17 protein-coding genes are annotated in these 23,957 nt (G+C 41.1%); all 17 read right to left on the reverse strand.

Features of this window, described 5'->3' with window-relative positions; translation table 11 throughout:
• Window positions 1-84 precede the first annotated feature (84 nt).
• The 17 genes from BUC07_RS05230 to BUC07_RS05310 all read right to left on the reverse strand — a co-directional run bounded on the left by BUC07_RS05230 (window position 85) and on the right by BUC07_RS05310 (window position 23,956).
• The gene (locus tag BUC07_RS05230) at window positions 85-603 is read right to left on the reverse strand and encodes an FAD-dependent oxidoreductase (RefSeq protein WP_073166658.1); all 519 of its coding nucleotides are present in this window, start codon (window positions 601-603) and stop codon (window positions 85-87) included.
• A 34-nt stretch (window positions 604-637) separates the two neighbouring features.
• On the reverse strand, window positions 638-1,807 hold the full coding sequence (locus tag BUC07_RS05235) for a n-acyl-d-glucosamine 2-epimerase (RefSeq protein WP_073166661.1): 1,170 nt from the start codon (window positions 1,805-1,807) through the stop codon (window positions 638-640).
• Between the two features lie 15 nt (window positions 1,808-1,822).
• Window positions 1,823-3,244, reverse strand: a complete 1,422-nt coding sequence (locus BUC07_RS05240) for a sugar porter family MFS transporter (RefSeq protein ID WP_073167054.1) — start codon at window positions 3,242-3,244, stop codon at window positions 1,823-1,825.
• 102 nt (window positions 3,245-3,346) lie between these two features.
• The gene (locus BUC07_RS05245; protein ID WP_073166664.1) at window positions 3,347-5,059 is read right to left on the reverse strand and encodes an FAD-dependent oxidoreductase; all 1,713 of its coding nucleotides are present in this window, start codon (window positions 5,057-5,059) and stop codon (window positions 3,347-3,349) included.
• Entirely contained in the window at window positions 5,019-5,363 is a 345-nt protein-coding gene (locus tag BUC07_RS05250) for an endonuclease/exonuclease/phosphatase family protein (RefSeq protein ID WP_073166668.1), read from the reverse strand. The genes BUC07_RS05245 and BUC07_RS05250 overlap by 41 nt, the downstream gene beginning before the upstream one ends.
• Window positions 5,350-6,204 carry a sugar phosphate isomerase/epimerase family protein gene (locus BUC07_RS05255; RefSeq protein ID WP_073166672.1) on the reverse strand — a complete coding sequence of 285 codons (855 nt, stop codon included), beginning with the start codon at window positions 6,202-6,204 and terminating at the stop codon, window positions 5,350-5,352. The genes BUC07_RS05250 and BUC07_RS05255 overlap by 14 nt, the downstream gene beginning before the upstream one ends.
• Window positions 6,205-6,320: 116 nt before the next feature.
• The gene (locus BUC07_RS05260) at window positions 6,321-7,829 is read right to left on the reverse strand and encodes a Gfo/Idh/MocA family protein (RefSeq protein WP_073166675.1); all 1,509 of its coding nucleotides are present in this window, start codon (window positions 7,827-7,829) and stop codon (window positions 6,321-6,323) included.
• 89 nt (window positions 7,830-7,918) lie between these two features.
• Window positions 7,919-10,165 carry an alpha-amylase family protein gene (locus BUC07_RS05265; protein ID WP_073166678.1) on the reverse strand — a complete coding sequence of 749 codons (2,247 nt, stop codon included), beginning with the start codon at window positions 10,163-10,165 and terminating at the stop codon, window positions 7,919-7,921.
• 7 nt (window positions 10,166-10,172) lie between these two features.
• A complete protein-coding gene (locus BUC07_RS05270) occupies window positions 10,173-11,225 on the reverse strand; it encodes a DUF4434 domain-containing protein (RefSeq protein WP_083578105.1) in 1,053 nt (350 codons plus the stop codon).
• A 124-nt stretch (window positions 11,226-11,349) separates the two neighbouring features.
• Window positions 11,350-12,669, reverse strand: coding sequence for an alpha amylase family protein (locus BUC07_RS05275; RefSeq protein ID WP_175552467.1), 1,320 nt, complete (start codon window positions 12,667-12,669; stop codon window positions 11,350-11,352).
• Window positions 12,670-12,846: 177 nt separating this feature from the next.
• The gene (locus tag BUC07_RS05280) at window positions 12,847-14,238 is read right to left on the reverse strand and encodes a DUF5018 domain-containing protein (protein ID WP_073166685.1); all 1,392 of its coding nucleotides are present in this window, start codon (window positions 14,236-14,238) and stop codon (window positions 12,847-12,849) included.
• Between the two features lie 14 nt (window positions 14,239-14,252).
• Window positions 14,253-15,875, reverse strand: a complete 1,623-nt coding sequence (locus BUC07_RS05285; RefSeq protein WP_073166689.1) for a RagB/SusD family nutrient uptake outer membrane protein — start codon at window positions 15,873-15,875, stop codon at window positions 14,253-14,255.
• Window positions 15,876-15,887: 12 nt separating this feature from the next.
• A complete protein-coding gene (locus BUC07_RS05290) occupies window positions 15,888-19,034 on the reverse strand; it encodes a SusC/RagA family TonB-linked outer membrane protein (RefSeq protein WP_139279482.1) in 3,147 nt (1,048 codons plus the stop codon).
• Window positions 19,035-19,142: 108 nt separating this feature from the next.
• Entirely contained in the window at window positions 19,143-20,273 is a 1,131-nt protein-coding gene (locus BUC07_RS05295) for a DUF4855 domain-containing protein (RefSeq protein WP_073166695.1), read from the reverse strand.
• 277 nt (window positions 20,274-20,550) lie between these two features.
• Window positions 20,551-21,762 carry an ROK family protein gene (locus tag BUC07_RS05300; RefSeq protein ID WP_175552468.1) on the reverse strand — a complete coding sequence of 404 codons (1,212 nt, stop codon included), beginning with the start codon at window positions 21,760-21,762 and terminating at the stop codon, window positions 20,551-20,553.
• A gap of 260 nt (window positions 21,763-22,022) precedes the next feature.
• Window positions 22,023-23,789, reverse strand: a complete 1,767-nt coding sequence (locus tag BUC07_RS05305) for an arylsulfatase (RefSeq protein WP_139279483.1) — start codon at window positions 23,787-23,789, stop codon at window positions 22,023-22,025.
• Window positions 23,777-23,956 (reverse strand): hypothetical protein, encoded by a 180-nt coding sequence (locus tag BUC07_RS05310; protein ID WP_073166702.1) that lies wholly within the window; start codon window positions 23,954-23,956, stop codon window positions 23,777-23,779. The genes BUC07_RS05305 and BUC07_RS05310 overlap by 13 nt, the downstream gene beginning before the upstream one ends.
• Window position 23,957: the final 1 nt, after the last annotated feature.

Consider the following 23,957-nt stretch of genomic DNA (forward strand, 5'->3'; position numbering starts at 1 on the left):
GCCAGACAATGGAATTATTAGTGAATTTTCAACCTGCTAATAACGGAGTTGAACAATGCCTATTAAAAATAAATCGTTAGTTTTTCAGCAAACCCTAATTCTTCTCGACTCCCTGATGTAAGGATATTTGGCCATCCCATCGGTGGTTCCCATCACATCGCTGCGCAGGCGTAATCCCGGCCAGCCTGTACCACCGTCGGGCCGAGGTGCTTCGGTTTGCAGCCAGTGAAACAATGATAAGTTCAACTGGCGGGCGGTTTCAATATGTTTTTTGAACTCTTTTTCACTCACATCGATCACATCTCCCAAAAAGTAATCGTTTTGCGGCCAGTTCACAATGGTGATGTCACCGTCGTAAGTCCCCGGCTCAAAGTTATTTTTGTTGATGATGCGCCGGTAGTTCCAGAGATTCAAAACCCCACCGGTGCTTTTCCCTTCCGGATGAAATCCCAGTTCTTTGGGCTCTAAGGTTTGTGGGTTGGAATAATTCAATTCGAGCAGTTTGCCTGCCCAGGGCGGGGTCAAATCGTAACCTCGTTCTTCTCCTGTACAGGAAATAAGTGCGGCCAGCGATGCCACCAAAAGAATTTGCCATATCTTCATCTAAAAAAAATCTATCTGTTTAAAAATTCTGTGATTATTTTTCGGCCAACTTCACGAGGGTTTGCCAGCACTGATAAAGTCCTCTCGGCACGTGGAAGCACCCTTTCCATTTACCGCCTTTCAGGTCAAGCAATACCTCGCCCTGCCTGTTCAGGTAACCGAACCATTCGGGGTGCTGTTCGTCGGTAAAGTGCGACCAGGTATAATCGTGTACTCTTTCAAACCATTCAAGCGATTTTTCTGAACCGGTAAGTTGAATACTTTTCAGCAATGAAATGAGAGTTTCAATATGTACCCACCAAAGTTTCTGGTCCCACTCCAGCTGTTGGGTCGGATGGCCTTTGGCGTCCATAAAATAAAAAATACCGCCATATTTTTTATCCCAGCCGTATTCAAGCATCTGGTGCATAATTTTTTCTGCTTTTGCAACGGCCTCCGGCTGGTTAAACCGCACACCCAGATCCATAATAAACCACATGGCTTCGATGGCGTGGCCCGGATTCAGCAAACGTCCGTCGAACGTATCGGAAAATGAACCATCGGCATTTACATTTTCAACTACCAGCCCCAGCTCCGGACGGTAGAAAACATTAAGCACTTCATGCATCACCGATTTGGCCGTTTTTTCCACCGCTTCGGCCCCCAGGGTATGTTCCATTTCGAGGGCAAGATTGCACATAATCATCGGCAACGCAAAATTTTTCAGGTTGCGTGTACCAGGATACGCCTTGTTGTATTTTCCCTTAGGATTGTCTTGCCTCTCTAAAATCCGGTCGAAAGTTTTGCGGGCAATATCGTTGTATTCTGCATTGCCCGAAGCCAGTCCCAGTTGAGCAAAAGCCATGGCGGCAAACGTGTAAGAAAAAATATTGTAGGGTTGCACCAGCGGGTTTCCTGCACGGTTCAGACTGAAAAACCAGTTGTAATTACCGTCATGCCCATATTTTTTCAGGAATTCACCTCCATGCAGGGCACAGTCGAGCCATTCCTGCTTTTTTTCAACCTTATTATATAACATCGAAAAAAGCCACACTTCGCGCGCCTGAAGCCAGATAAATTTATCGGTATCGAAAACATTTCCTTTGCGGTCGAGGCAGGAAAAATACCCGCCAAATTCCAAATCCTGAGATTTATTGAGCCAAAAAGGAACGACCCGGTTGAGCAGTTCATTTTTATATCTCTGTTCCAATTCATTAAAATCCATATCTTCTATTCCCTCCTATTTCTTTTCATCTTTTAACCAAAAAAGTTCAATCTCTTCAAGTGTTTTTCCTGTTGTTTCAGGCATTAAGCGCCAAATTATGAACATATATGGCAGACACATTACTGCAAACAGGAAAAAGGTGCCTGCCGGTGATAAAGTTGCCAGAAGCCAGGGAGTAAGCTGTCCTATCAAATAGGTTCCTATCCACAGTGAAAATGTGGCAAGTGACATGGCAAATCCTCTGATTCGTGTTGGATACATTTCTGACAGAAAAACAAAAATTACCGCACTAATCGATCCGGCAGTAAAAAAGATGTAAGCTAAAAAACAAATCAACAAGAAAGTACTGGTTAATCCCATTTGTTCGGAAAATAAGAAATAAAAGCCGATTAAAATTAGTGAAAGAATCATCCCGGATACTCCCACGTAAACCAGTTTTTTACGCCCCACTTTATCGATTATAAGTAATGCAAGTACTGTTGTCAGCATATTTACAGCACCGATTAATGATTGATAAAAAAGTGAATCTCCGCTGGACAAGCCACTGCTCTCAAAAATTGTTGGTCCATAATAAAGTACCGCGTTAACACCCATAAACTGCCCCAATATGGCAATAGCTGCCCCAATAATTACTGCTTTTCGAAAACCTGGCTGCATAAGTACTTTCCAATCAGAGCTAACTTCCGATTGGAGTTGTAATATTTTTTTTGTTTCGTTTACCTGAAAAGAAATATCTTCAGTTTTAACAAAGATTTTTGAAAAAATTGCAAAAGCTTTATCTTCCTTATTCTTTACCAACAGCCAGCGAGGACTTTCAGGAATTAAAAATGTTACCAGAAAAAAGAGAGCGGCAGGCAAGGTTTCTGCTCCTAACATTCCCCGCCAGGACTCAGAACCAAAAATTCGCTGAAATGATGAAACTGAAGAGTAAAAATCTACAGACAATTTTAACAGAAAATAATTCACCAAATAAGCGACTAAAAATCCAACTGTTATGGCAAGCTGATAAAGTGATACCAAACGGCCGCGATGGGATGCCGGTGAAACCTCTGAAATATAAAGAGGACAAACAACCGAAACTATTCCAATTCCGGCACCTCCAACCATACGCCATACTACAAGGTGGTTAAAACTGACTGACAGAGCACAACCCAATGCTGAAGCAGTAAATAGAAGTGCAGAGAGAATCATTGTATTTTTCCTTCCAAAATAGTCACTCAGCCTTCCGGCAAACAATACCCCCGCAATTGACCCAACCAATGCACAACCAACATACCATCCGCTTTGCAGAGTATTCAGTTCAAACTGTGCTGTTACCTGCGAAACGGTTCCCGATATTACAGCCGTATCGTATCCGAACAATAAACCACCTAATGCCGCCACTATAGATATAAAGGCAACATATTGCATGTTAATTAATCTGTTTTTGGTATTCATTATATTTTTTGCATTATCGAATTGCACATTGCACTTCTTCAATTTTTCCAACTTCAATTGGGTATTCCCTTACAAAAATCGCATAATTTAAAACATTTTACATTATTCAGGCCAGTGTGTTTCCATTCCCTGGGTCCGAATCCAGCCTTGAAACTCTTCCAGCAAACTCCTGTTTTCACGAACTGCTCTTGGTAAGGTTTTTTTCTTTGTTGCAAAAGCTATAAGTGAGCCAACAACTTCGCCGATACTCCACTCCACCGGATGCAGCCTGTAACACCCATTTGTGATATGCGTTGTGCCAATATTTTTATTTGCAGGCAACAGGTTATTCATACGCTGTGGCAGCAAAGCGCCTAAAGGAATCTGAAAAGGAAGAGAGCCAAAGTCAATATAATTATCGCCCTGGCTGCTGGGGTGCAAATCGATATGATAATAACCTGTTCCTATGCTGTCGAAAAATTCCGCGGCTTTTTTGCCGGCTTCCTCGCCCACCACCAACTTTCGGTTTTCTGCACCCACGTGTTCTTCCAATATGGTAAACTCAGCCTTAATTCTTCTGGATTCTCTGATGTAAGGATATTTGGCCATACCATCGCTTGTTCCCATCACATCGCTGCGCAAACGTAATCCGGGCCAGCCTAAGCCACCATCAGGGCGCGGAGCTTCGGTTTGCAACCAATAGAACAGAGATAAACTCAACTGGCGGGCTGCCTCAATATGTTTCTTGAACTCTTTTTCACTCACATCGATAATATCCCCTAAAAGATAATCGTTCTGAGGCCAGTTTACAATGGTAATATCTCCAGTATATGTTCCGGGACCAAAATTATTTTTATTGATTATGCGCCGGTAATTCCACAGATTTAAAACATCGCCTGTTCTTACCCCTTCCGGATGAAAACCAAGTTCTTTTGGTTCCAAAGTCTGTGGACTGGAATATTTCAGATCCAGTAATTTCCCTGGCCAGGGCGGGTACATATCAGGAACATAATTGCTCCAGAAAGTATAGTCTTCCGGACGGTCAATGATGTTATTTGCACCGTGCTGATAATCCATGGCAAAACAGAGTGTGAATGCCTGATTGTCCTTTGGATTTCCCTTTTCGGGAGCATGCAGTTCGCCGGTCTGACTTTTGGATTCGGTGCCGGTAACGTATTCGGTGCCGGTAAGCGGAAGCAGATCGCCGCATTCCGTTGCATCCACAAAATACGTGGCTTCAAGCACTATTGTCTGGTTGTTTTTCAGGTTCACTGCCTCAATGGCTTTTACCTTTTCGCCTGTAACATCGGCTTTTTTTATTTTGTGTTCGGTTAAAACAATCAGCTTTCCCGAGCTCATGTACGGATGAAGCATTTCCAGAAGTACAGCCACAGCCACTTTAGGCTCGTGGCATAACCGCGAAACAGCACCGTCTCCCGGGTTGAGGTTTTCACGTTTACGGGCATCCGCAGTCAAGGGATAATTGCGCTTGTAGTACTCCCGCACGCGGTTTCTGAAATCACGATAAGATGCAGGCGCGCCATGCGTTTCAATCCAAGGGTGTTCGTCAGGTGGAACGCCCTGTTGCGAAACTTGCCCGCCAATCCAGTCGGTTTCTTCCGTCATAACCACTTTCAACCCATTCCGACAGGCTGCAAGGGCTGTTGCACATCCCCCCATTCCGCCACCTGCAATTACTACATCGGCTGAAAATCCATCAGATAATCTTTGATTTTTATTCGAATTGGCAAATATTTCTGAACCTTGCAATGGTTGGGTTAACAACATACTTCCGCTACCGGCAGAAAGCAGTGTTATAAAATTTCTTCGTTTCATTTTTAACTGAATGAGTTATCTTTTTTACTTTAAGTTCTGTAAATACAACTACTTCCTGTAGCGCTACTAAATCTGGATTTGCCTGTTTAATAACCCGGGCAATTGCCGGAAGGTCCACTTCATTCCATCCTTTTGAAGGAGGATGAGCAATACGAATATTATAACTCAGGATTTTTATATTGCTTTTATTCCCCTTATTACCGAAAAAGTTTGTGCCAAACAAATTACTACTGGTCGCAAAGGAAATTATTCCAATTGCAACCAGTAGTGTTATTGTTTTATTGACTGATTTATAGAATTTCATCAGACAAGTTATTAAAATACGAAATACTTTTTTCTATATCGGGCACTGAATTGTACCAATTATGTTCGTATTCAATAGAAAATAGTCCTTTGAAGTTTTGTCGTTTTAGTTCTGTCAGCATTCCATTCAAATCCAAAATGCCGGTTCCCCAAATTACATCGTGCTGCTCTGCTTCTCCCTCAACTTTTTCTTTAATGTCTTTAAAGTGGAGTGCTTTTACATGACCATCCAATTTTTTTAAACATTCCACCGGGTCGAGGTTCATTCTTTTCCAGTACCCCACATCGGCGCAGGCTCCAATACGGTCGCTCAACCCGTCAACGGCTTCGAGAAACATATCTGGATTCCAGTAATTTGAAGGCTTCGGGTGGTTATGGATAGCCACATCAATTTTATATTTGTTGGCCAGCTTGTCCACATATTTTAAATGCTGGTATTCCGGTTCGCAGGTAATGATTTCAATTTCCATTGCATCGGCAAATTCGAATAGCTGTTCCCACTCCTGTTCATCTTTGCAGATAACCACACCGCTGGCAACAATTTTAACTTTTTTAGACCTGGCATATTTTAACACTTGTTTCCGGGTGTTTTTATCCATCCGAAAATCCATAGTGCCTTCCATACCTTCTCCCAACGGCTGACCGTAATAAACTTCAATGTATTTCAATCCAAGCTGCTGTGCTTTATCAACAGCTTCCTGAAACGTAAATTTATGAAAGGAATAACTTTGAACTCCCAATTTCCAACCTGCTTTTTCAAAGTTGGTCTTTTGGGCAAAACCGGTTAACGACAGGACAACAGTTGCCAAAAGGATACTAAATTTTACAGTAATTTTTTTCATTCTTTTATAATGTTGAATACTCTCACAAAAACGACAACTTAAATTTACAAAGTTTAAATGAACATTTTTCAAAAAAAGGAGAAGCTGCCGTAGCAGCCCTCCTATATTGAGACTACCTAATCTCCAGGCATATCTGGTAACGACCATCCATCCCTGTATGTATGTTTCACCCATTCTTCAGCCATTTCCCGGGCGTTGAACTCGGCATAATCCCGGTTAAACCTGGGATCACCGTCAACCACTTCGAATTTATCGTTTGTAACCACCTTAATTTTATCGGAATCCGAAATATTGGTAAAGCGCATGTTTTCGCCGTCCCAGTCGAGGATGCGGTTCAACCCTTGCAGGCGCACGGCCAGTACTCCCATTACCACCATTTCGTTGAATGGGCCCGAATACTCGAAATTGGCGCATGTTTCGGTACGGCTTTCTGCCGGTTCTTTACAGGCACGAATCCAGTCGCGTTCGTGTGCACCCGACCATGGCCCGGATTCAGATCCCGGAATCCGGCGTAATACTGGTTTGGGTTCTTCAAAATCTTCCATTTTGGAATAGGGCAGCAAAGTAGGATGCATTCCGTAGTAGCTGGTCATTATCTTGCCTTTCGAGCCAACAAACAGCAAACCTCCGCCGCTGTCTTTTCCAAGTACTTCTCCGTCGGGTAGTTCCACCGGACGGCGAGGTAACAGGCCCCCGTCGTACCAGGTCACTTTCACTTCGGGCATTCCTACATCCGGCATGTTTTTACGGGCCGGAAACGTATATTTTACAATTTCGGCATGAGGTGGGCTTTCGGTATTCACCAGCGTGGAAGAACCTTCCACCTGCGTGGGATATTTAAGGTTGAGCGCCCAGAAGACGGGGTCGAGCACATGGCAGGCCATGTCGCCCAGCGCACCGGTGCCAAAGTCCCACCATCCGCGCCAGTTCCATGGGGTATAGGCAGAATGGTAAGGCCTGTACGCAGCAGGCCCCAGGAACAGTTCCCAATCCAGCGTACCCGGCACTTTCATCTTTTCAGCGGGCCGCTGCAATCCCTGCGGCCATATGGGCCGGTCGGTCCATGCATGTACTTCGGTTACTTCACCGATAGCGCCCGACCAAATCCATTCACACACCCTGCGGATATCGCCATACGAATTGCCCTGGTTACCCATTTGGGTTGCTACCCCGTATTTTTTGGCCAGTTTAGTAAGCAATCGCGATTCATACACTGAATGCGTGAGCGGCTTCTGGGTGTAAACATGTTTGCCCAGTGTCATGGCATGGGCAGTAACCGCAGCATGTGTATGGTCGGGTGTTGCCACCAATACAGCATCTATGGAATTGCCTGCTTTATCGAGCATCTCGCGCCAGTCTTTGAATTTTTGGGCTTTTGGATAATCTTTAAACGTTTTTCCGGCGTAATCCCAGTCCACATCGCAAAGAGCCACAATGTTTTCGGAACTCATATTCCGCAGGTTGTTCCGGCCCATGCCACCTATGCCAACTGCTGCAATATTTAGTTTATCGCTTGGGGAAACATGGCCGGCTGCTTTTCCCAATACCGAACCGGGAACCACCGTAATTCCTGCGCCAGCTAATGCAGCTGTTTTGACAAAATTTCTTCGGTTTATGTTTTTCATACTATTTACTATTTTAATGCTTTATAAATTAAAATCTTCTATAACCAATTGGAAAAGAATTCATTTGGTCATTTGTAGTTTTTTGTAATCTAAAACACTTCAGCATTTTGGATTAACCCGGTAACCTTTTGAACAGGCAAATCGAAAACCATAAAACGACGGTTATCAACCGGTACAACAGAATGATCACTATTTTCTTTAAAATTAAGTTCCTTGCCTGGTTCCTCAAATAATCGCATTTTACTTTTTTCAACATCAATTTTCAGGAAAGCTTCACCACGAATATGCCAATAGCATAGCCACGTTTCACCATTTCTGTTGAACACGAAAGCCTTTATATCAGGAGAATCATTCGCCGGTTTAGCGATTTGCTGATATGTAAAAAACTCAAATTTTCCCTCTTCGTCTTTCAGTAAAATGTGCTCCTGGTCAGGTTGTTTTAACTGTTCTTTTTGTTTCTCAGTTAACAATTCTCCAATGCGAACATCTTCCCAGTTTCGGATAATTTTCAGATTGTCCCATGTTCGGGGATGGGCTTTCAATTCTTCGAGTTTACCCATCAGAGCGATAGGACAATCCCATGCTGCAGCCCGGCTGCATATATATTCATACATGTCGGGTTGCATTCCTTCTTTAGTGCTATCGGGTGCCAGGTAATCGTTCCATCCAAAATTTATTGAAGTAAAATCCTGTGCAGTAAATTGGGCAGCATACATCGGATACTTTTGTGTTGCCTGACGAATCACTTCCGGTGCAAATAAATCAAACGCATTTCCTCTGGTTATAATATGCCAGCTGTAGTGCGATTTAATAGCACCCTCCGATAATAAAGGAGCATTTTTAAACGCATTGTAAACTATTGACTGTGATCGGGCAACATGGAACCAATATGGCGGATGAACATCTTCGGCCCCATCAAAATAAATAAACTCAAAACCAGCAGCATCATATATTTTTGCAATACGTTCAGCTAATTCCTGCTGAATACTTGTATTTTGATCAAACCGGATAAAGAGTGGCCAGGTATCTACATCGAGCAAGCCAAACTTGAATCCTTTTTCAACAGGTTTAATTTTTGAACCGAGCACACCACGCTTACATCCGATGAATTGATAAGGAAAGGTTGTAGTGTAATTCTCGTATGAGATTAACTCATTCCCTAATTTCAATAACCGACGTCCCTCTTCAAGTGTGCAACCTTCGGGATTTTCCTCAATCTGTATAATATCTGAAGAGTTGTCAATCGAATCGGCTAATGTAAAAATGCGCCTCAGATTAAGCCTGGCATCAGGAACCGGACTGACATACGGATCGTTTCTGGCAGCTTTGTTATAGTGAATATGAAAACCAGGAATCATTCCTGCCTCTCTGATTTTTTGTGTAATGAACTTTAAATCATCCATGCCGTTGGGATATTCAGGCCGCCACGGGAAATGGCCCATTGAAAGAGCAAAATCTGTATAATACAACACGATCATACGAAAGCCACCTTCTTTTGCAAAAGCAATGTGCTCATCAATATTTTTTGTAGTTACATTACGCAATTCGTAATAGGAATATTTGTATTCTTCCCTTCGTCTGCTTTCAACTCCCAGGGGCAGGTTGTAATCCTTTTCAAGTTGATCGATCCTGTCCAATAACTTATCTTTTTGAGTTGTAATTAAAGCTGCCCCAACATTCATAAGCTTTACCCGGTTTTCCATACCTGCATAAAGCAAATGATAATTATTCCGGTCGAATGCATCGATACGTGCAAATTCATCTGTAGCCAATAAATTTACAGCCACATCATCGTCCCACACAACATTAAGCCATTCGCCCATGTGCCTGCGTTTTTTTACGGGTAATTGAAGTAAAGTAAACTCATCAATTTCAGTTGGCCTTTTAATACCAAACTTTTCAATTTCGTAATCCAGATTTGTAAGTTTGAAACCGATATAGTTGTCAGTAATATTCAGTGATATGGTTGCAGTGTAAGCAATTTTTTCAAAACCAACTATTAATTCATTTCCAATCCTGTAAATTGTGTCGGCCCCAAATGTTCGCGGTTTTGCCGGGTAGGTAAGAAAAAGTTCGTTATCGTATGGACGGTATTCTGTTATGGCGAAAGCAGGTGTATTCGTCCCAGTTTCAAGACACTCCTGTCCTGTTTCTTTATGAATCAAACTAATAGCCTCACCTTTTGCACTAAAGACAAGTTGCATTTCAGCATTTTCGATTATGACTTGATTCAGATTTTTTCCCCTTTCTTCTGCAATGATTTCATTAGTGAAGAAAAGGAAAAGAAAGAATAACGATAATGTTTTCAGTTTGCTTTTAACCAACGAATTAAACATCTCAAATTTATTTTATAAAACCATTCTTCTGAAGTGTTTGATAAAGTTCGGTAGAATTTGGATGGCCTGCAAATGCATCAGAATCAGGAGCATTCATTAATCCCATGTACTGATAAATGAATATTTTCTCCACGTAAGGAGAAACCGCTTCCAATTGTCTGATAACCCGTTCTGCCGGAGCTGGCAAGAGAGCACTTTGATAAACCTGTCCTTCAAATTGGAAAACCTCCACATCAGCCCATATTCTTGACTTTGCAGCTTTTTTATGCAGCTTATATAAACTTTTAAAAAATCCGGCACTCTCTTCTACTTTGGTCTTTTCAACACCTATTTCATCCTGATAGGCTATAAAATCCACATTCAACTGTTCAATTTGCCGTTGATGTCTATCGTCTGCTATAACATTGCGTGTTCCATAAGGAGCAATAAGCGTTTTGGCTTTAGGTGTAAGCTTTGCTGCTTCGGAAGAGGAACTATTTACATAGTTAATAAAAAAGTCATCGTAATGTCCCTGTATTCCTGTTTCATTTGGATAGTACCAGCCATAAAAACTTTTGTGATGTCCATATTTTTCAGCAATTTCATTCATCGCCCGGAGCCTGATTTTTTCAACCTCTTTATCTTGCATCAAAAAAGCGGGCTTTGTCCATTCTCCAAAAAAACCATTGCTTACAAAAAATTTAATGCCGTACTTATCTGCAGCCGACAATACAACTTCCAGAGGATCCTCGCAAGCCAGCTGATGTTTGGGAAGAAATTTCGATGGATAAAAGGTTTTATCTCGAATTGCGGTATTCAGTAATACCAGATAACGAATGCCGGATTGTGCGATTTCTTTAATTTTATACTCCCACTGATTAGCTGTAAATTCAGCCAGAGTGGGATTCCAATATTTTCCTTCGGCCAAACTATGATGCTGAAATTCAAACCAGGAACCCTCTATCGGCTTAATTCCGGCCGATCCATTCAGTTGAGCCATCAGTTCCGGTGCTACCCCTAAGCCCAATGCAGTTACTCCTATTGATTTGCAAAAATTTCTTCTTGTTGTTTTTGTCTTCATTACTTACCCATTATTTTTTATTATCAAATAACATTTGTTTTTTGATAGCCCGAAACTTTTATTGCCGGGTTATCTCTTTGAAAAATTATTTCTTTGATAAAACGACCACAAAAAAATAAAACTCCTAATTATTAGAATATTCAATTGCCCTGTCGATACCTTTTTTTACGGCATCCCACTGATTATACATATTTAAATAAATCATATCGAAAAACATCAATCCATCACCTACAGTTAAAGCAATAAAAACTGCTTCTTCCGCATCATTGGGTTTATTTTCGAAATTCAACCCGTAAAGACTTCCGCAAACAGCAACATCCCCCAAAGTTACTTTTTTAGCATTCAAAATTGCCCCCTCTACACTCCATTCATTTTCTGCACCATACAAAGTTTGGCCGTATGCTCCGGTCATGTACAGGTCGAGAAGTGAGGCATATCCATAGTTTTTGTATTCCGGAGTAGCCCAGGAATAATGAAGAGAAGCATCAAACCGGTTACTGGCCCAATTCACTCCTTCGTTGTAATAAGATGAATACCACGACCCGGTATATGTTCCGAATTTGATATCCGGATTTATTTCTTTTACCTTTTTTCTTGCATTTTCGAAAAGATCATAAATGGTTTTAGCTCTAAATTCCAACCACTTTTTATAGTGTGTTCCGGGCTCTACCTTATCCCCCTTCCAGGTAAAAACAGAATATGGAAAAGAATTTACCGTGGTGCCGATATATTTTTCAAACTCAACTTTTGTAAGTGGAGAAAAATCACTTTCAATTGAATTAAAGCGGGCTCTGTCCAGAATAATGCCATCGACATTCGAATAATTTTGAGCCAGATCTTCCACTATTGACAAGAGATATGTTTGCACTTCGGGATTTACCGGATTAAAAAATTTTGCATGCGATTTTTCATCGTCCATAATTGAAATAATCCCTGAAGGATAATAGAGTTGTGTTGCCCAGGAACTCTTGTCAGTCTCCCGGTACAAAACACCTCCGTCGCGAATATTTCCACCAACCATAATGTTGATGTTTGCATTCACTTTTAATCCCAGATTATGGGCCTCTTCGATAAATGTACCCAGATAATCCCAGGTGGCAGTCCTTTCAATATTGCCTAACTTTTTTATTTGTTCAACAATACCACTTTCATACAGAACATCTCCGCACGTTGGCCTCACATCCACAACCACTTCAGTGAACCCTGTATTTTTTGCTTTAACCAGGCAATTCCGAACATTTTCTTTGCTGTTTGCCAGATATTCAAAATTCGCCGAAGCGTCAATCCATAAGATTTTGGGTTTTTCGCTCACTGGAACAGATGGCTGCTGCACAGGAGGTTCTTTCCACTGCACCTCATCATCTCCGAGTTTGTTGCCTTCAGGGCTTGAACAGGAAGCATGTATGAGCAGGTAAAAAAATGCGATATAAAATTTTATTTTCATGGCAAAAAGAAAAAGCATTCTGAACTAAAGCAATAATTACGGAATTGAATCAATAAGCAAGCATGTAAAAAAGGGGCTGAACTTTTATTGAGTTCTTTTCATATTTGTTACAATATAAAATATTCAATATCAATATTCAGCCCCTCTCAACACCTTTTTATTTCGAATAAAAGGTTATTAATAGATTTCCCAGAGTTCCACGCCGCCGTTAGTGCATAAGAATGCAACAACAGCCGATTGTCCGTCCGGACTGACCTTCACCTTCACATCGCCGGTAACATTTCCGTTACTGGCGTAATTGGGATCCATTGGAAAATTGAGCCAATCATTCCATGCTCTGAATTTAATCAAATCCATGACAGATGAGATTTCGTTTGGCCTGAGCATTACTTTTCTGACATCGAAAATTTCTCTCATCCAATTGAAAGCATTCTGCTCTATAAAAAACATATAAAAGGCTCCATCCATTTGAGCATAGTCAAAAGCGTGGCCCCCACCTAACCATTGATGGTAAACATCCTGAATGTGATGTTCTGACTGATAGATTGGCTGATTGGTTGTACCATCCATATAGGTAATGGCAACTTTGGCAACCCCGTTCTCATACCGGGCCACAAAATAGTTACTGTTGGCACCAACCTCTATCGGTACAATTTTGGCTTGTACACCCATGGTATAATCGAGTGAATAATCGACCCTTCTGGGCTCTTCTGACACGACCTGCCCGTTTTTGATTTCCCACTGCAGGAACATATTTTTATTGGAGAGGGCCAGGTAGAGGAAAGCATGATCGGTCATATCACCTCTTACATAAATCTTTCTGCCAATCTGTACTCCCGGAATATCCAGTACATATTCAAACAGCAGTTCAGGGTTTGCCGATACCCCTTCCCACCAGTACATGTGTATCACATCACCTTCGGCAACACCAAAGTTACATGAAGCAATATTTCCGGCATCATCGGTGGCCATGTGCAGCGGCACAGTCCTTTGAAGATCTCCCCAGTCGATTCCTTCCATCGAAATATCACCGGCTTTTTCTCCGTCAGAAATGTTAACGTAAAAAAATCCGCCTCTGTCGTGTACTACAACATAATCGCCACTGAAACCCACCGCACCATTGTTATGGTCGGTAAAATTTAGTTCCGTAGCAGTTCTTTTCCACAGAGTACGGTGCTGATACTGGACACTTAATTGAGCTTCGATTGTATAAGCCTGTCTTGCTCCATCGGCTCCTACTACTTCAAACTGATAAGGTTCAGATAAATCCACCGGGCCTTCAAAAGCGGGCTCAACGCGCGCGTTGTTGGGAATACTGGCAGACACATTGATTTTTGTCATATCAGTAGTTTTAAGCCCGTTAATATCTGCCTCAACTACAATAGACCCATCTGTTTCTGTTTCATCTACAGTGATTTTGGTATCAATCAGATCGGAGGTTAAAAAACTAAGTGTGGTCAGTTTATTTCCGGCCGTAGGAATCAATTCTTCAGCCTCCTGACATCCAGTTGCCAGAATTATCACACTAAGAACAAATAATGACAATATTTTATTCATATTTTTTCTCATAACTTTTCAATTTTTTACCATAACGGTGTTTGTATGCACAAAGGATTGTTATTTATCTCACTTTGAGGCACAGGTAATTTATAATAGCTTTCTTTAAACACCCGGTTTTGATCGTCACACTCTACCGTTTCAAAGATGAATGAATCGCCATCTTTTGTAATCTTGGTTCCATGCATTCTTTTACCGTCAAGCACATCTACAGCAATTCTCCAACGACGCAAATCCCAAAGGCGATGACCTTCAAAAGCCAGTTCAACCTTGCGTTCTTCCCTGATGATTTCACGCAAAGCTTCTTTGTCTGTGACGGTTATTTTCGGCAGTTTAGCTCTTTCCCGTACTTTATTGAGAGACACCAGAGCTTCGGCTCCTCTTCCCAATTCGTTGAGTGCCTCTGCATGATTCAGCAACACTTCCGCGTACCTTACTTCGTACCAGGTTTGAGCGCTTACTCCATCCATCGGGGCATCTTCATCAATCATTTTCCTGATATAATAACCTGTAGTAGTTCCTCCGCCACTTTGCTGTGAACCATATTGTTCAAAGCCATCTGTGCCGCCAACAAAAGTCTCAATCGTGCGACCTTTCCATGATGCGCCATTATAGAGTACAGAAGCATAAAACCGGGGTTCCCTGTTTGCATAAGGATTGGCAGCATGCTCCGGATTATTCCAGTCGAATTCACTGCCATCTGCCATCCGGTAAGAATCTACCATTTCAAGTGTTGGTCCGGCAATGCCAATAATGCCTTCGCTCTTATCTCCCTTTGGACTGTACAATTTATGGAAACCATGCCCTAAGGTACCTCCAAAACGATAACTCAGAACTCCCTCTTTGCTATCTTTTGTTTTAAAAACTTTATCATAATCCGACTCAAGCTGGTATAAATCGCCTTCTTCTTTTATCACTTCTTCTGCGGCATCAACCGCATCCTGCCACCTTTCTGCATAAAGCATTACTCTCGATTTATAACCTAATACTCCACCCCTTGTCAGACGGCCTAAATCGGCATTGTCCCATTTACGTGGAAGATTAGCAGCAGCAAAATCCATTTCCTTTATGATAAAGTCATAGCATTCACTCTCGGTACTTCTTGCTTTGAATGCCTCGTTTGGTCCATCGATATAGTCTCTGATGATTATTCCACCGTGGCTTCTTACCAGCATAAAATGCAGAAATCCTCTAAAAAACCTTGCCTGGGCTTCCATTAGTATTTTATCCGCTTCGTCATAGGTGGCATAATTCTCCAACCCAAATAAAAATTCATTAATCCTTCGAATCCGGTTATATTCATAGGAATAATCGGAAAGAACCGGATTATTGGGACTAATAATTGAACTGAGGATTGTTTTATTTACATCACCTCCGTTAGCTCCCATAACATGTTGATTATATTTTACGATATCGCTAAACCCATCGTTCAACGCTACTCCTGCGTATTTTTTGCCATAAGGGCCGTATTCGTATATAGGCTTATATAAACCATTGATATACAAATAGGTATTCTCCATTGTTTTCCATATCTCTGCTTCTGTGTAAACCGTGCGAGGTTCCGGATTGAGATAATCCTCACTACAGGCACCTAACAGAAGAAAAGAGACCAGAAAAAGTAACTGATACTTGATTTTACTTATTTTCATTGTTATTTCGTTTTAAAATGTTACACTTACACCAAACTCATAAGTACGTTGTTGTGGATAATATCCGTTGCTGATTTCAGGCGCTTCCGGGTCGATGCCATACTTATTCAAACCTGACCATGTGAGAAGATTGGATCCTGTGAAACTTAACCTGACCACATCAATCCCGGCTGCTTTTAAGTAGTTGCTGTTTACGGTATATCCGATCTGAGCATTTTTTAATCTAAGATAACCAGCATTACGCATCCACCAGGAAGAAGCCCATCCGTTAGCATTGCCCACTTCGGCTGCCACTGTAGTCAGACGGGCAAACTCTGCGTCCGGGTTTTCCGGAGTCCAGCTGTCTTCAATCAGGAATCGGGGCGAATTACCGTTTCCATGGAAGGGACGGGTGTATATGGTAGCATCTACTGCACCATTTGCATAAACACCGCTCAAAAACATATCGCGGATTGCTGCACCCTGGAAAAAGATTGATCCATCAAAATTCTTCCACGAAGCTCCCAGATTCATACCATACATCAATTCTGGGAAACTGCTGTTTCCAAGAAATGTATAATCCTGAGCACTCTCGATCTTTCCATCACCGTTCAAATCTTTATACAAAATATCTCCGGGACGGATTTGACTTATTTTTTGAAGGTGACTGAGCGTTGGTGTATTCATAATCTGCTCTTCCGACTGGAAAAGACCTTCGGCAATAAATCCCATTTTTTCACCCATTTTTCTTCCGGTGCGTTTTTGATAAGCTGGTGTATTCGGACTTTCATTCATCTTCAGAATTTTATTCCGTGACCATCCCAAATTCCCTTTTATATTATAGGATACTTCACCTATTTTATTGTTATGTGTCAATACCAATTCCAATCCGCGGTTTTCCACTTCACCTCCATTAACTGTCCCGGGGTAATTACCACCCAGCGATGGTGGGAAAAGACTACCTCCGCCGATTAAGATGTCGCGGGTATGCTTATAGAAATAGTCAAATTCCATTCCGAAGATGCCCTTGTCCAACATCATCTCGAACCCCACATTGTAGGTAGCGGTTTTTTCCCAGGTGATATCCCGGTTCACCTCTCCTGCTGTATATACAGAAATGTATTCTTTGTCACCAATATAGATAGTTGCCGGATTTCTTCTCATCATATTCAGATAAGCAAACTGCCCCACATTAAGGTCATTACCAAGGACTCCGGCAGAAGCACGCAACTTCAGGTTTGCAATCTTATCCTTCAAATTACTAAAGAAAGGCTCCTCGGATATTCTCCATCCGACCGATGCAGCGGGAAAGAATCCCCAACGGTTCTGTGGGGGGAAACGGGAAGATCCATCATAGCGAGCTGCCAATTCAACCAGGTATTTGTAGTCGTAGGCATAATTAAATCTACCTACAAAACCGGCGCGTCTGAAAATACTGCTATTCCCCCACGCATTGGGCCTTCCATTATTATCCTTGATGTCATTCCCCATATCCAGTTCATGCAAGGTAGTTACATCATAATCGATGGCCACTGCACCAAGATTCTCCCCTTCCTGTACAGCTTCCTCAAAGAGAAATAATCCTGCAAAATCATGTTTGCCAAACGTGTTTGCATAGTTGATTGATGGTTGTAAAGTTTTCCGGTAGAATTGACTGTTTGCATGAGTAAATGCTTCCACGTTGTTTGCTGTTACTGACAAATTGGTCAATACTTCCGAATAGGTATTGGTAGCTATGTCATAACTGTTCACCATTTCGGGAGCTGCCCATGCCCGTCGTGTGGTATAGTCTTTATCGTAACTCATTTTAATACCCAGCTCAAGTCCTTCAACCCAGGGGAGTTCCCATGCAAATTTTGCAGAGGTCTGAAGAATATTCAAAACCGAATTATTGTAGCCTACATTGTTATATACCAACGGGTTAAGAGTGTTATTCTTATTAAAATGCCCTACCGTAGGTAAACCATCGTATGTAGTAGGCAAAAATGGAAATACTTTTGATGCCAAAGTAATCGGGTTGTTCCATGCCTGATTTGACACACCGAAATATCCCGATTTACGATCTTCCTGACGTGCGGCCATATCCAACTCCAACCGAAATCCATGATTCAGATTCACATCGATATTGGAGCGTACATTGTAGCGCTGGAAATCAAAGTTATCAATAATCCCATCTTGTGATAGATAACCTGCCGACAAGAAGTATTTTACAAATTCATTTCCTCCATTTACATTTATATTGTGATGTGTTGAGAAGGAACCCGGCTTCATGATTTCATCAAACCAATTGGTATTTTGAATTTTTCCTTCCGGATCGCCATTTAAAGCTTTTTCATAAAGACTCTGGGTGAAGATCGGTTCTTTTCCGTCCATTTCAAGAGCCTTGTTATACCATTTTATAAAATCCGGTCCATCGAGGAATTCAGGAAAAAGTGTATTTTGATTGTATGCAACTTTCCCTGTGTAGGTAATTTTTGGCTCTTGTAAAGTCCCACGTTTTGTAGTAACCAAAATTACACCACCTGCCCCCTGAACACCATAAACTGCTGCCGCAGAAGCATCTTTCAAAATAGATATTTTATCGATGTCGTTTGGGTCCAGCTGTGCAAAACTCCGTTGTACACCGTCCACAATCAAAGTGGCTGAACTATTTCCCAAAGTAGAAAGCCCCCGCACACGTATGGAGGAACCGTCAGCCCCCGGTTGTCCTGAAGTTTGCAGGGTAGTCAGGCCAGGTAATTTTCCCCCAAGTGCAGAAGTGATATTGCCTGAGGGAGCCTGCAGCAGTTCTTTACTTTCTATCTGTGCTACAGAACCTGTAACACTCACTTTTTTCTGAGTTCCATAACCTACCACAATAACTTCGTCAAGCTCTTCTGTGTCCTCCTCCATGGTAACATCCAGATATGTTCTGCCACCCAGGGCAACCTCTTGTCCTGAATAACCCACATAGGAAAAAACCAGCGTGGCATCAGTGCCTGGTACAGAAAGAGAAAATTCACCGTTCACATCTGTAATGGTTCCCTGATGAGTATCTTTCACCACTACATTTACTCCAATTAGTGTTTCTCCAGTCGAATCGACAACTTTTCCCCTTACATTGACTTGTGCAAACACGACATTTGTCGAGAAAAGCAGTAGTACTAAAAACAGATTTCGTATAAATCTGCAGTTCCACATAAAAAATCGTTTTTTACATTTCATTTATTTACTTTTTTGATTTAAAAATTAATATAGTTTCTGGTTTATTGAATTTTCTCCTTTTTTTTTCGGAAAATTGACCATTGATTATTTTTTTTCCACTTTTCGGGTAATAAGATTTATGAGCCGGCGATATAATGCTTGGTCAGCGTCTTCTTCTGATTGAGATAATTTATAAAAAGCATCTCCTCCCTGATAATAGGCTACTTTCATGGAATCGAAAACTCCGTTATTTTCATAAACATCTAAATAATCAGTCAATCGGTATCCCCATTCCTTATTATTTTTCAACACTCTGTCATCAAATTCAATTTCCATATTCATCTGGAACTTGTCCGCTCTGTCAAAAGCTTCCTGCAAGCGGGAATAAGGAATATTCTCATTAAAAAAATAGTTGGGCTGATAGTAGGGTACATTAAACCCTAAATTTTTCCATTCAGAATAGCCATCGGAGTTGAAATAGGGAATCCAATAAAAGTCATACTTTTTTTCATAGAGGTAATCGGCAACATCAGCAGCAAGATTTCTGCTGTTCGAAGCTTCTTCAGCAAGCCAGTAAAATCCGACCAGTTCAATATGTTCAAAATTGGCATTTCGAAAGAGCTCTTCAGCGTAATCGATATACCACTTACAGGCATCAAGCCGGTCCTTTTTATTAAAAAACTGAAGAGACCGACCGTCCAATTGCCCCCAATCGGTTTGATTTGGAATGGGTTCGGGAATACTAATTACAATCTTTCTTTTTTTGTATTCTCCCTGTATTCGGCCACTTTCCCTGATATCACCAAGTTGTTCGTTCAGTGCATGTATGGCATTTCCTTTTGCAAAATAGTTTTCAAGCAAATGTTTCCACTCTACTTTACGTGCAGCTAAAGCCTGGTAGCCTGAGGCAAAACCACGGCCCTGTCCGTTATGAATTTCCAAAAAAAGGAATCCGTCAAACAACCATTTTTTTCCCCCGTTTGTCTCCCCAAAAGCATAGGGAGCAAAATGATCTTTATTCCACTTAATGTTACGATGTGCCCCGCCATCATAAATAAGTACCAGGTCATTCGGAACCTCGTGATAATAATTCAATTCCCGTACTGAAGGTTCTTCTTTAAAAACTAAATCATTATCATCGCCGTTCAGCTTGTTTCCGTAAGAACATGCCACCGTGCTTAACATAAAAGTACCCCACAAAATAAATGAAATGGACACTTTCAAAAGGCTTCTCATTGTATAAAATTTTAAATTCAAACTAAAATTGATTTATCTCAGATTATTCTTAATTTACTTCCATTTCGGGAAAGCAAAAATTTCCGGAAATTATCAGATGAAACTTTTTTAGGAAAAAGATGAATTATATCATCTTTAAAAGTAAATTTGTATTGCAATTATATTTATTGAGGCCTGCCCATGAGCTTACAGGAGCCATGAGGCAGGCTTTCTTATTACTTTGCAATTTTATTTTTTTTCATATTCTTAGGTTTAAATTAATATTGTTTCTATTCTACTATATGAGATTTTTTCTTCTTAACACCAGGGCTCCTGCTCCTTTTATGGCAGCATCAGTCCCTACTGAACTAAAAGTAAGTTCGCAAGACTGAAGAAGCAAAGAAAGAGATGTATGTATCATCCCCGATTTGATTGAATCAAACAAAATATTCTTTGCAGGAGCAAATTTTCCACCTATAATGATTACCCCCGGATTTAACAGGTTTATTATATTGCCCAGCGCGTTTCCAAGCTTAAAACCAATATTATGGGTTAGTGAAATGGATAAAGCATCACCTTCCCGGGCAGCTTTTAAAATTTTTTTAAAGCTCACTTCTTTATTTTTTTTGTTTAGTGTCAATAATGAAGTTTCGCCTGCCTCAATATGTTCTTTAAAGTCTTCTTCTAATGCATGGCCGGAAACTACTGTCTCCAAACATCCTCGTTTTCCACATAAGCATAATTTGTTAGATCCCACAATTTGCATGTGCCCAAATTCGCCGGCAAATCCATCATCCCCTGTTACAATTTCTCTGTTTGTGATCATCGCCAGTCCTAATCCCTGACTTAAGTTAACCACAAAAGCATTTCTTACATTTCGGGCTTTCCCAAAAACCTGTTCAGCGAGTCCAATTAAATGTGTGTCGTTATCAAGATAAGCAGGAAACTGGAAACTTTTTTCAAAGTATTCGACCAGAGAGCTTTCTAAAAAATTAAAATAGTTATATGATGTTCCGGTTTTAGAACTTATTCGGCCAGTAATACCAACACCCATACCCAAAATTTTGTTTTTTTTAATCCCGGACTGCTGAATTGATTTTTTTATATGGGAGGAAACCGTTTCCAGACACTCAAGATTATTCTTTAATATAAAATCCTCAATTTCATCAGAATAGACTTCTTCCATTGCAAGATTGTAAACTGATATTGAAAGTCCTTTTAATAAAATTATTACTCCGATTGAATAAGCATAGTTTTTATCCATCTTATACAAGGAAGGACGTCTTCCATTTCCTGTTTCTTTTTTTCCTGAATCAACAATTACTTTCTGTTCAATAAGTTCATTAATAAGCCTTGTACCTGTTGGAACACTTAATCTAACTTTTTTGCATAATTCAGGGATAGTTAAAGCTTGCTCAGCTTTATTAAGTATTGAGACAATTTTTCTCTTTTGAGCATGTTGTCTGCCTTCATTACTTATATCTACTATATCTTTAAAAAATAAATTCACAAAGGGCATTATTTATAACAATTGTTATTTAATACCTGCAAGTTTATGTTTTTTTTTATTAACCTCAAATGGTTTTAATAGATTTATTTTTATAGTTTATGTTTGTAAGGACATTTAATTTTTGTAATTGCTTGATTGAATGGGATTTGAGCAGAGGGTTTGTTGTGAGCTAAGATCTATTTATTGGTGAAGTTTACACACAGGTATCCAATTGCAGAGAAAAGGGAATTTTTTTAGGTTGACTTTTCTTTGAACGTATTTTACAATCTTTTTAGCATAATCAATCTGAAATCCATTGCTTCTTTGCCCGGGATTTCCTTTGCTTTCAGCGTTAAAACACCTCTTCCTTTTTTCAGGTGAATCGTTCCCATTTTCATTGGCTTGAAATTTTTTACATATGATTCCATCCGTTTCACCCTGTCGTGTTCCATCCCCAGCAAAGGCGGATTATGGGGCTCGTAAATTTTACCGGTTAGTTTTTCTCCTGCATAACTTAGTTCAATGGTGGAGCCCGCATCCTTCGATGGACAGGTGTAATAAATTTCTACTTCGAAAGAACCGCCCGAAAGAACTTCAGCTTCCCAGGTAATACTGTCATCGGTGCTTTTCCAGTTGGTAAAAAAGGAATCGTTCGGAAACCGATTCGAACGCTGAATATTTCCATGGGCAATTCCGTCACGGGCGGGGATTTGGGTAAAGGGGAAATCCGGATGCCCGATAGTAAATGTACGGTCATCGGTCTCGGGTAATTCACTTAAAACTTCAGATTCCCAATTTCTTTTTGCCTGTAAAAGTTGGGTTGAAATTTCAGAAAATTTGTCGGAAACATCCTCATATTGTCCGGGATCGCTTTCCATATCAAATAATTTCCCTTCGTTATCGAGCCTGAACTGTTGGCTGCGTACACTGGTTCTTCCTGACCAGTGACTGAATAAAAGCCTTTCTTTCCATTCAGGCTTACCTTCTGTTAGCAATGGCTTCAGACTTATTCCATCCAGTGTTTTTTCGGGTTGAAAATTGATTCCTGCTAAATCGGCCAGGGTGGGCAGCAGGTCGATGGAACCTGCAATTTTGTCTATCTTTTTGCCACTTGGTAAAACACCTTCCCATTTCATAAACATTGGCGACCGGACTCCGCCCTCGTCGGTCGAACCTTTTCTGCCTTTCATCCCGGCGTTCCATCGCCAGCTGTTCGGGCCGTTGTCCGAAAGGTAAATAATGATGGTATTTTCAGCCAGCCCTAGTTCGTCCACTTTTTCCACAATCCTGCCCACGTTCCAGTCAATGTTTTCGCACATGGCAAGGGCTGCGCGGGTAAAAACAATATCTTCTGTTTCTGGTTCGTGGTGAAGCATTTCCAGTTCTTTGTTTTCAAATTTATTCCACCACCTGTAGGGCACCTGCATAGGGCTGTGCGGTGTATTGTACGGCAGGTAGAGAAAAAATGGCCGGTTTTTGTTTTTCTCGATGAACTCCATGCCCCGCTCGGTGAAGTCGTCCACTACAAATCCGTTTCCTTTTACAATTTCGCCATTGTGTTCCAGCATGGGGCTGAAATAGTTTCCCCAGTGGCCAGAGCAGAATCCGTAAAAATCGTCGAATCCGCGTGCATTGGGATGGTACGGAGGTTGCATTCCGTTGTGCCATTTTCCGTAGGCGGCGGTTGCGTAACCTGCTGTCTTGAAAATGTCTGCCATTGTGGTTTCATCCAAATCGAGCCGCTCGCCTCCTGCAGAAGTACTGTAAACGCCTCCACGCGGATGATACCTTCCTGTAAGCAATTCGGCACGGGTGGGCGAACAAACCGGACTCACATAAAACCGATCGAAAGTAACTCCGGTTTCTGCCAGCCGATCAATGTTGGGTGTTTCAAGGTTAGTGTTCCCCGAAATACTCAAATCGCCCCAACCCTGGTCGTCGGTGAGAATAAGAATGACATTGGGGGGCGCATTTTTTTCAGAATTATTGCAGCTACTTGTAATGGTTATTATACAAGTCAAAAGGATGAGTAACTTTATTTTAACCATTTTTTATCCGTTTTCTCCAGCTCTTGTTCTGTAACTAATTTTCCAAATTCAATATCTTGTTCACTCATTTCAAGCATCTCAATTTGCTCATGAGTCAGAGAAATAAAATTATCTTTTTTATTGATTAAATCCCTTTTTCTAAAATTTTCAATTCCATTTTTTATCATT

It is taken from the genome of Tangfeifania diversioriginum, assembly GCF_900141875.1.
Classification (GTDB): Bacteria; Bacteroidota; Bacteroidia; order Bacteroidales; family Prolixibacteraceae; genus Tangfeifania; species Tangfeifania diversioriginum.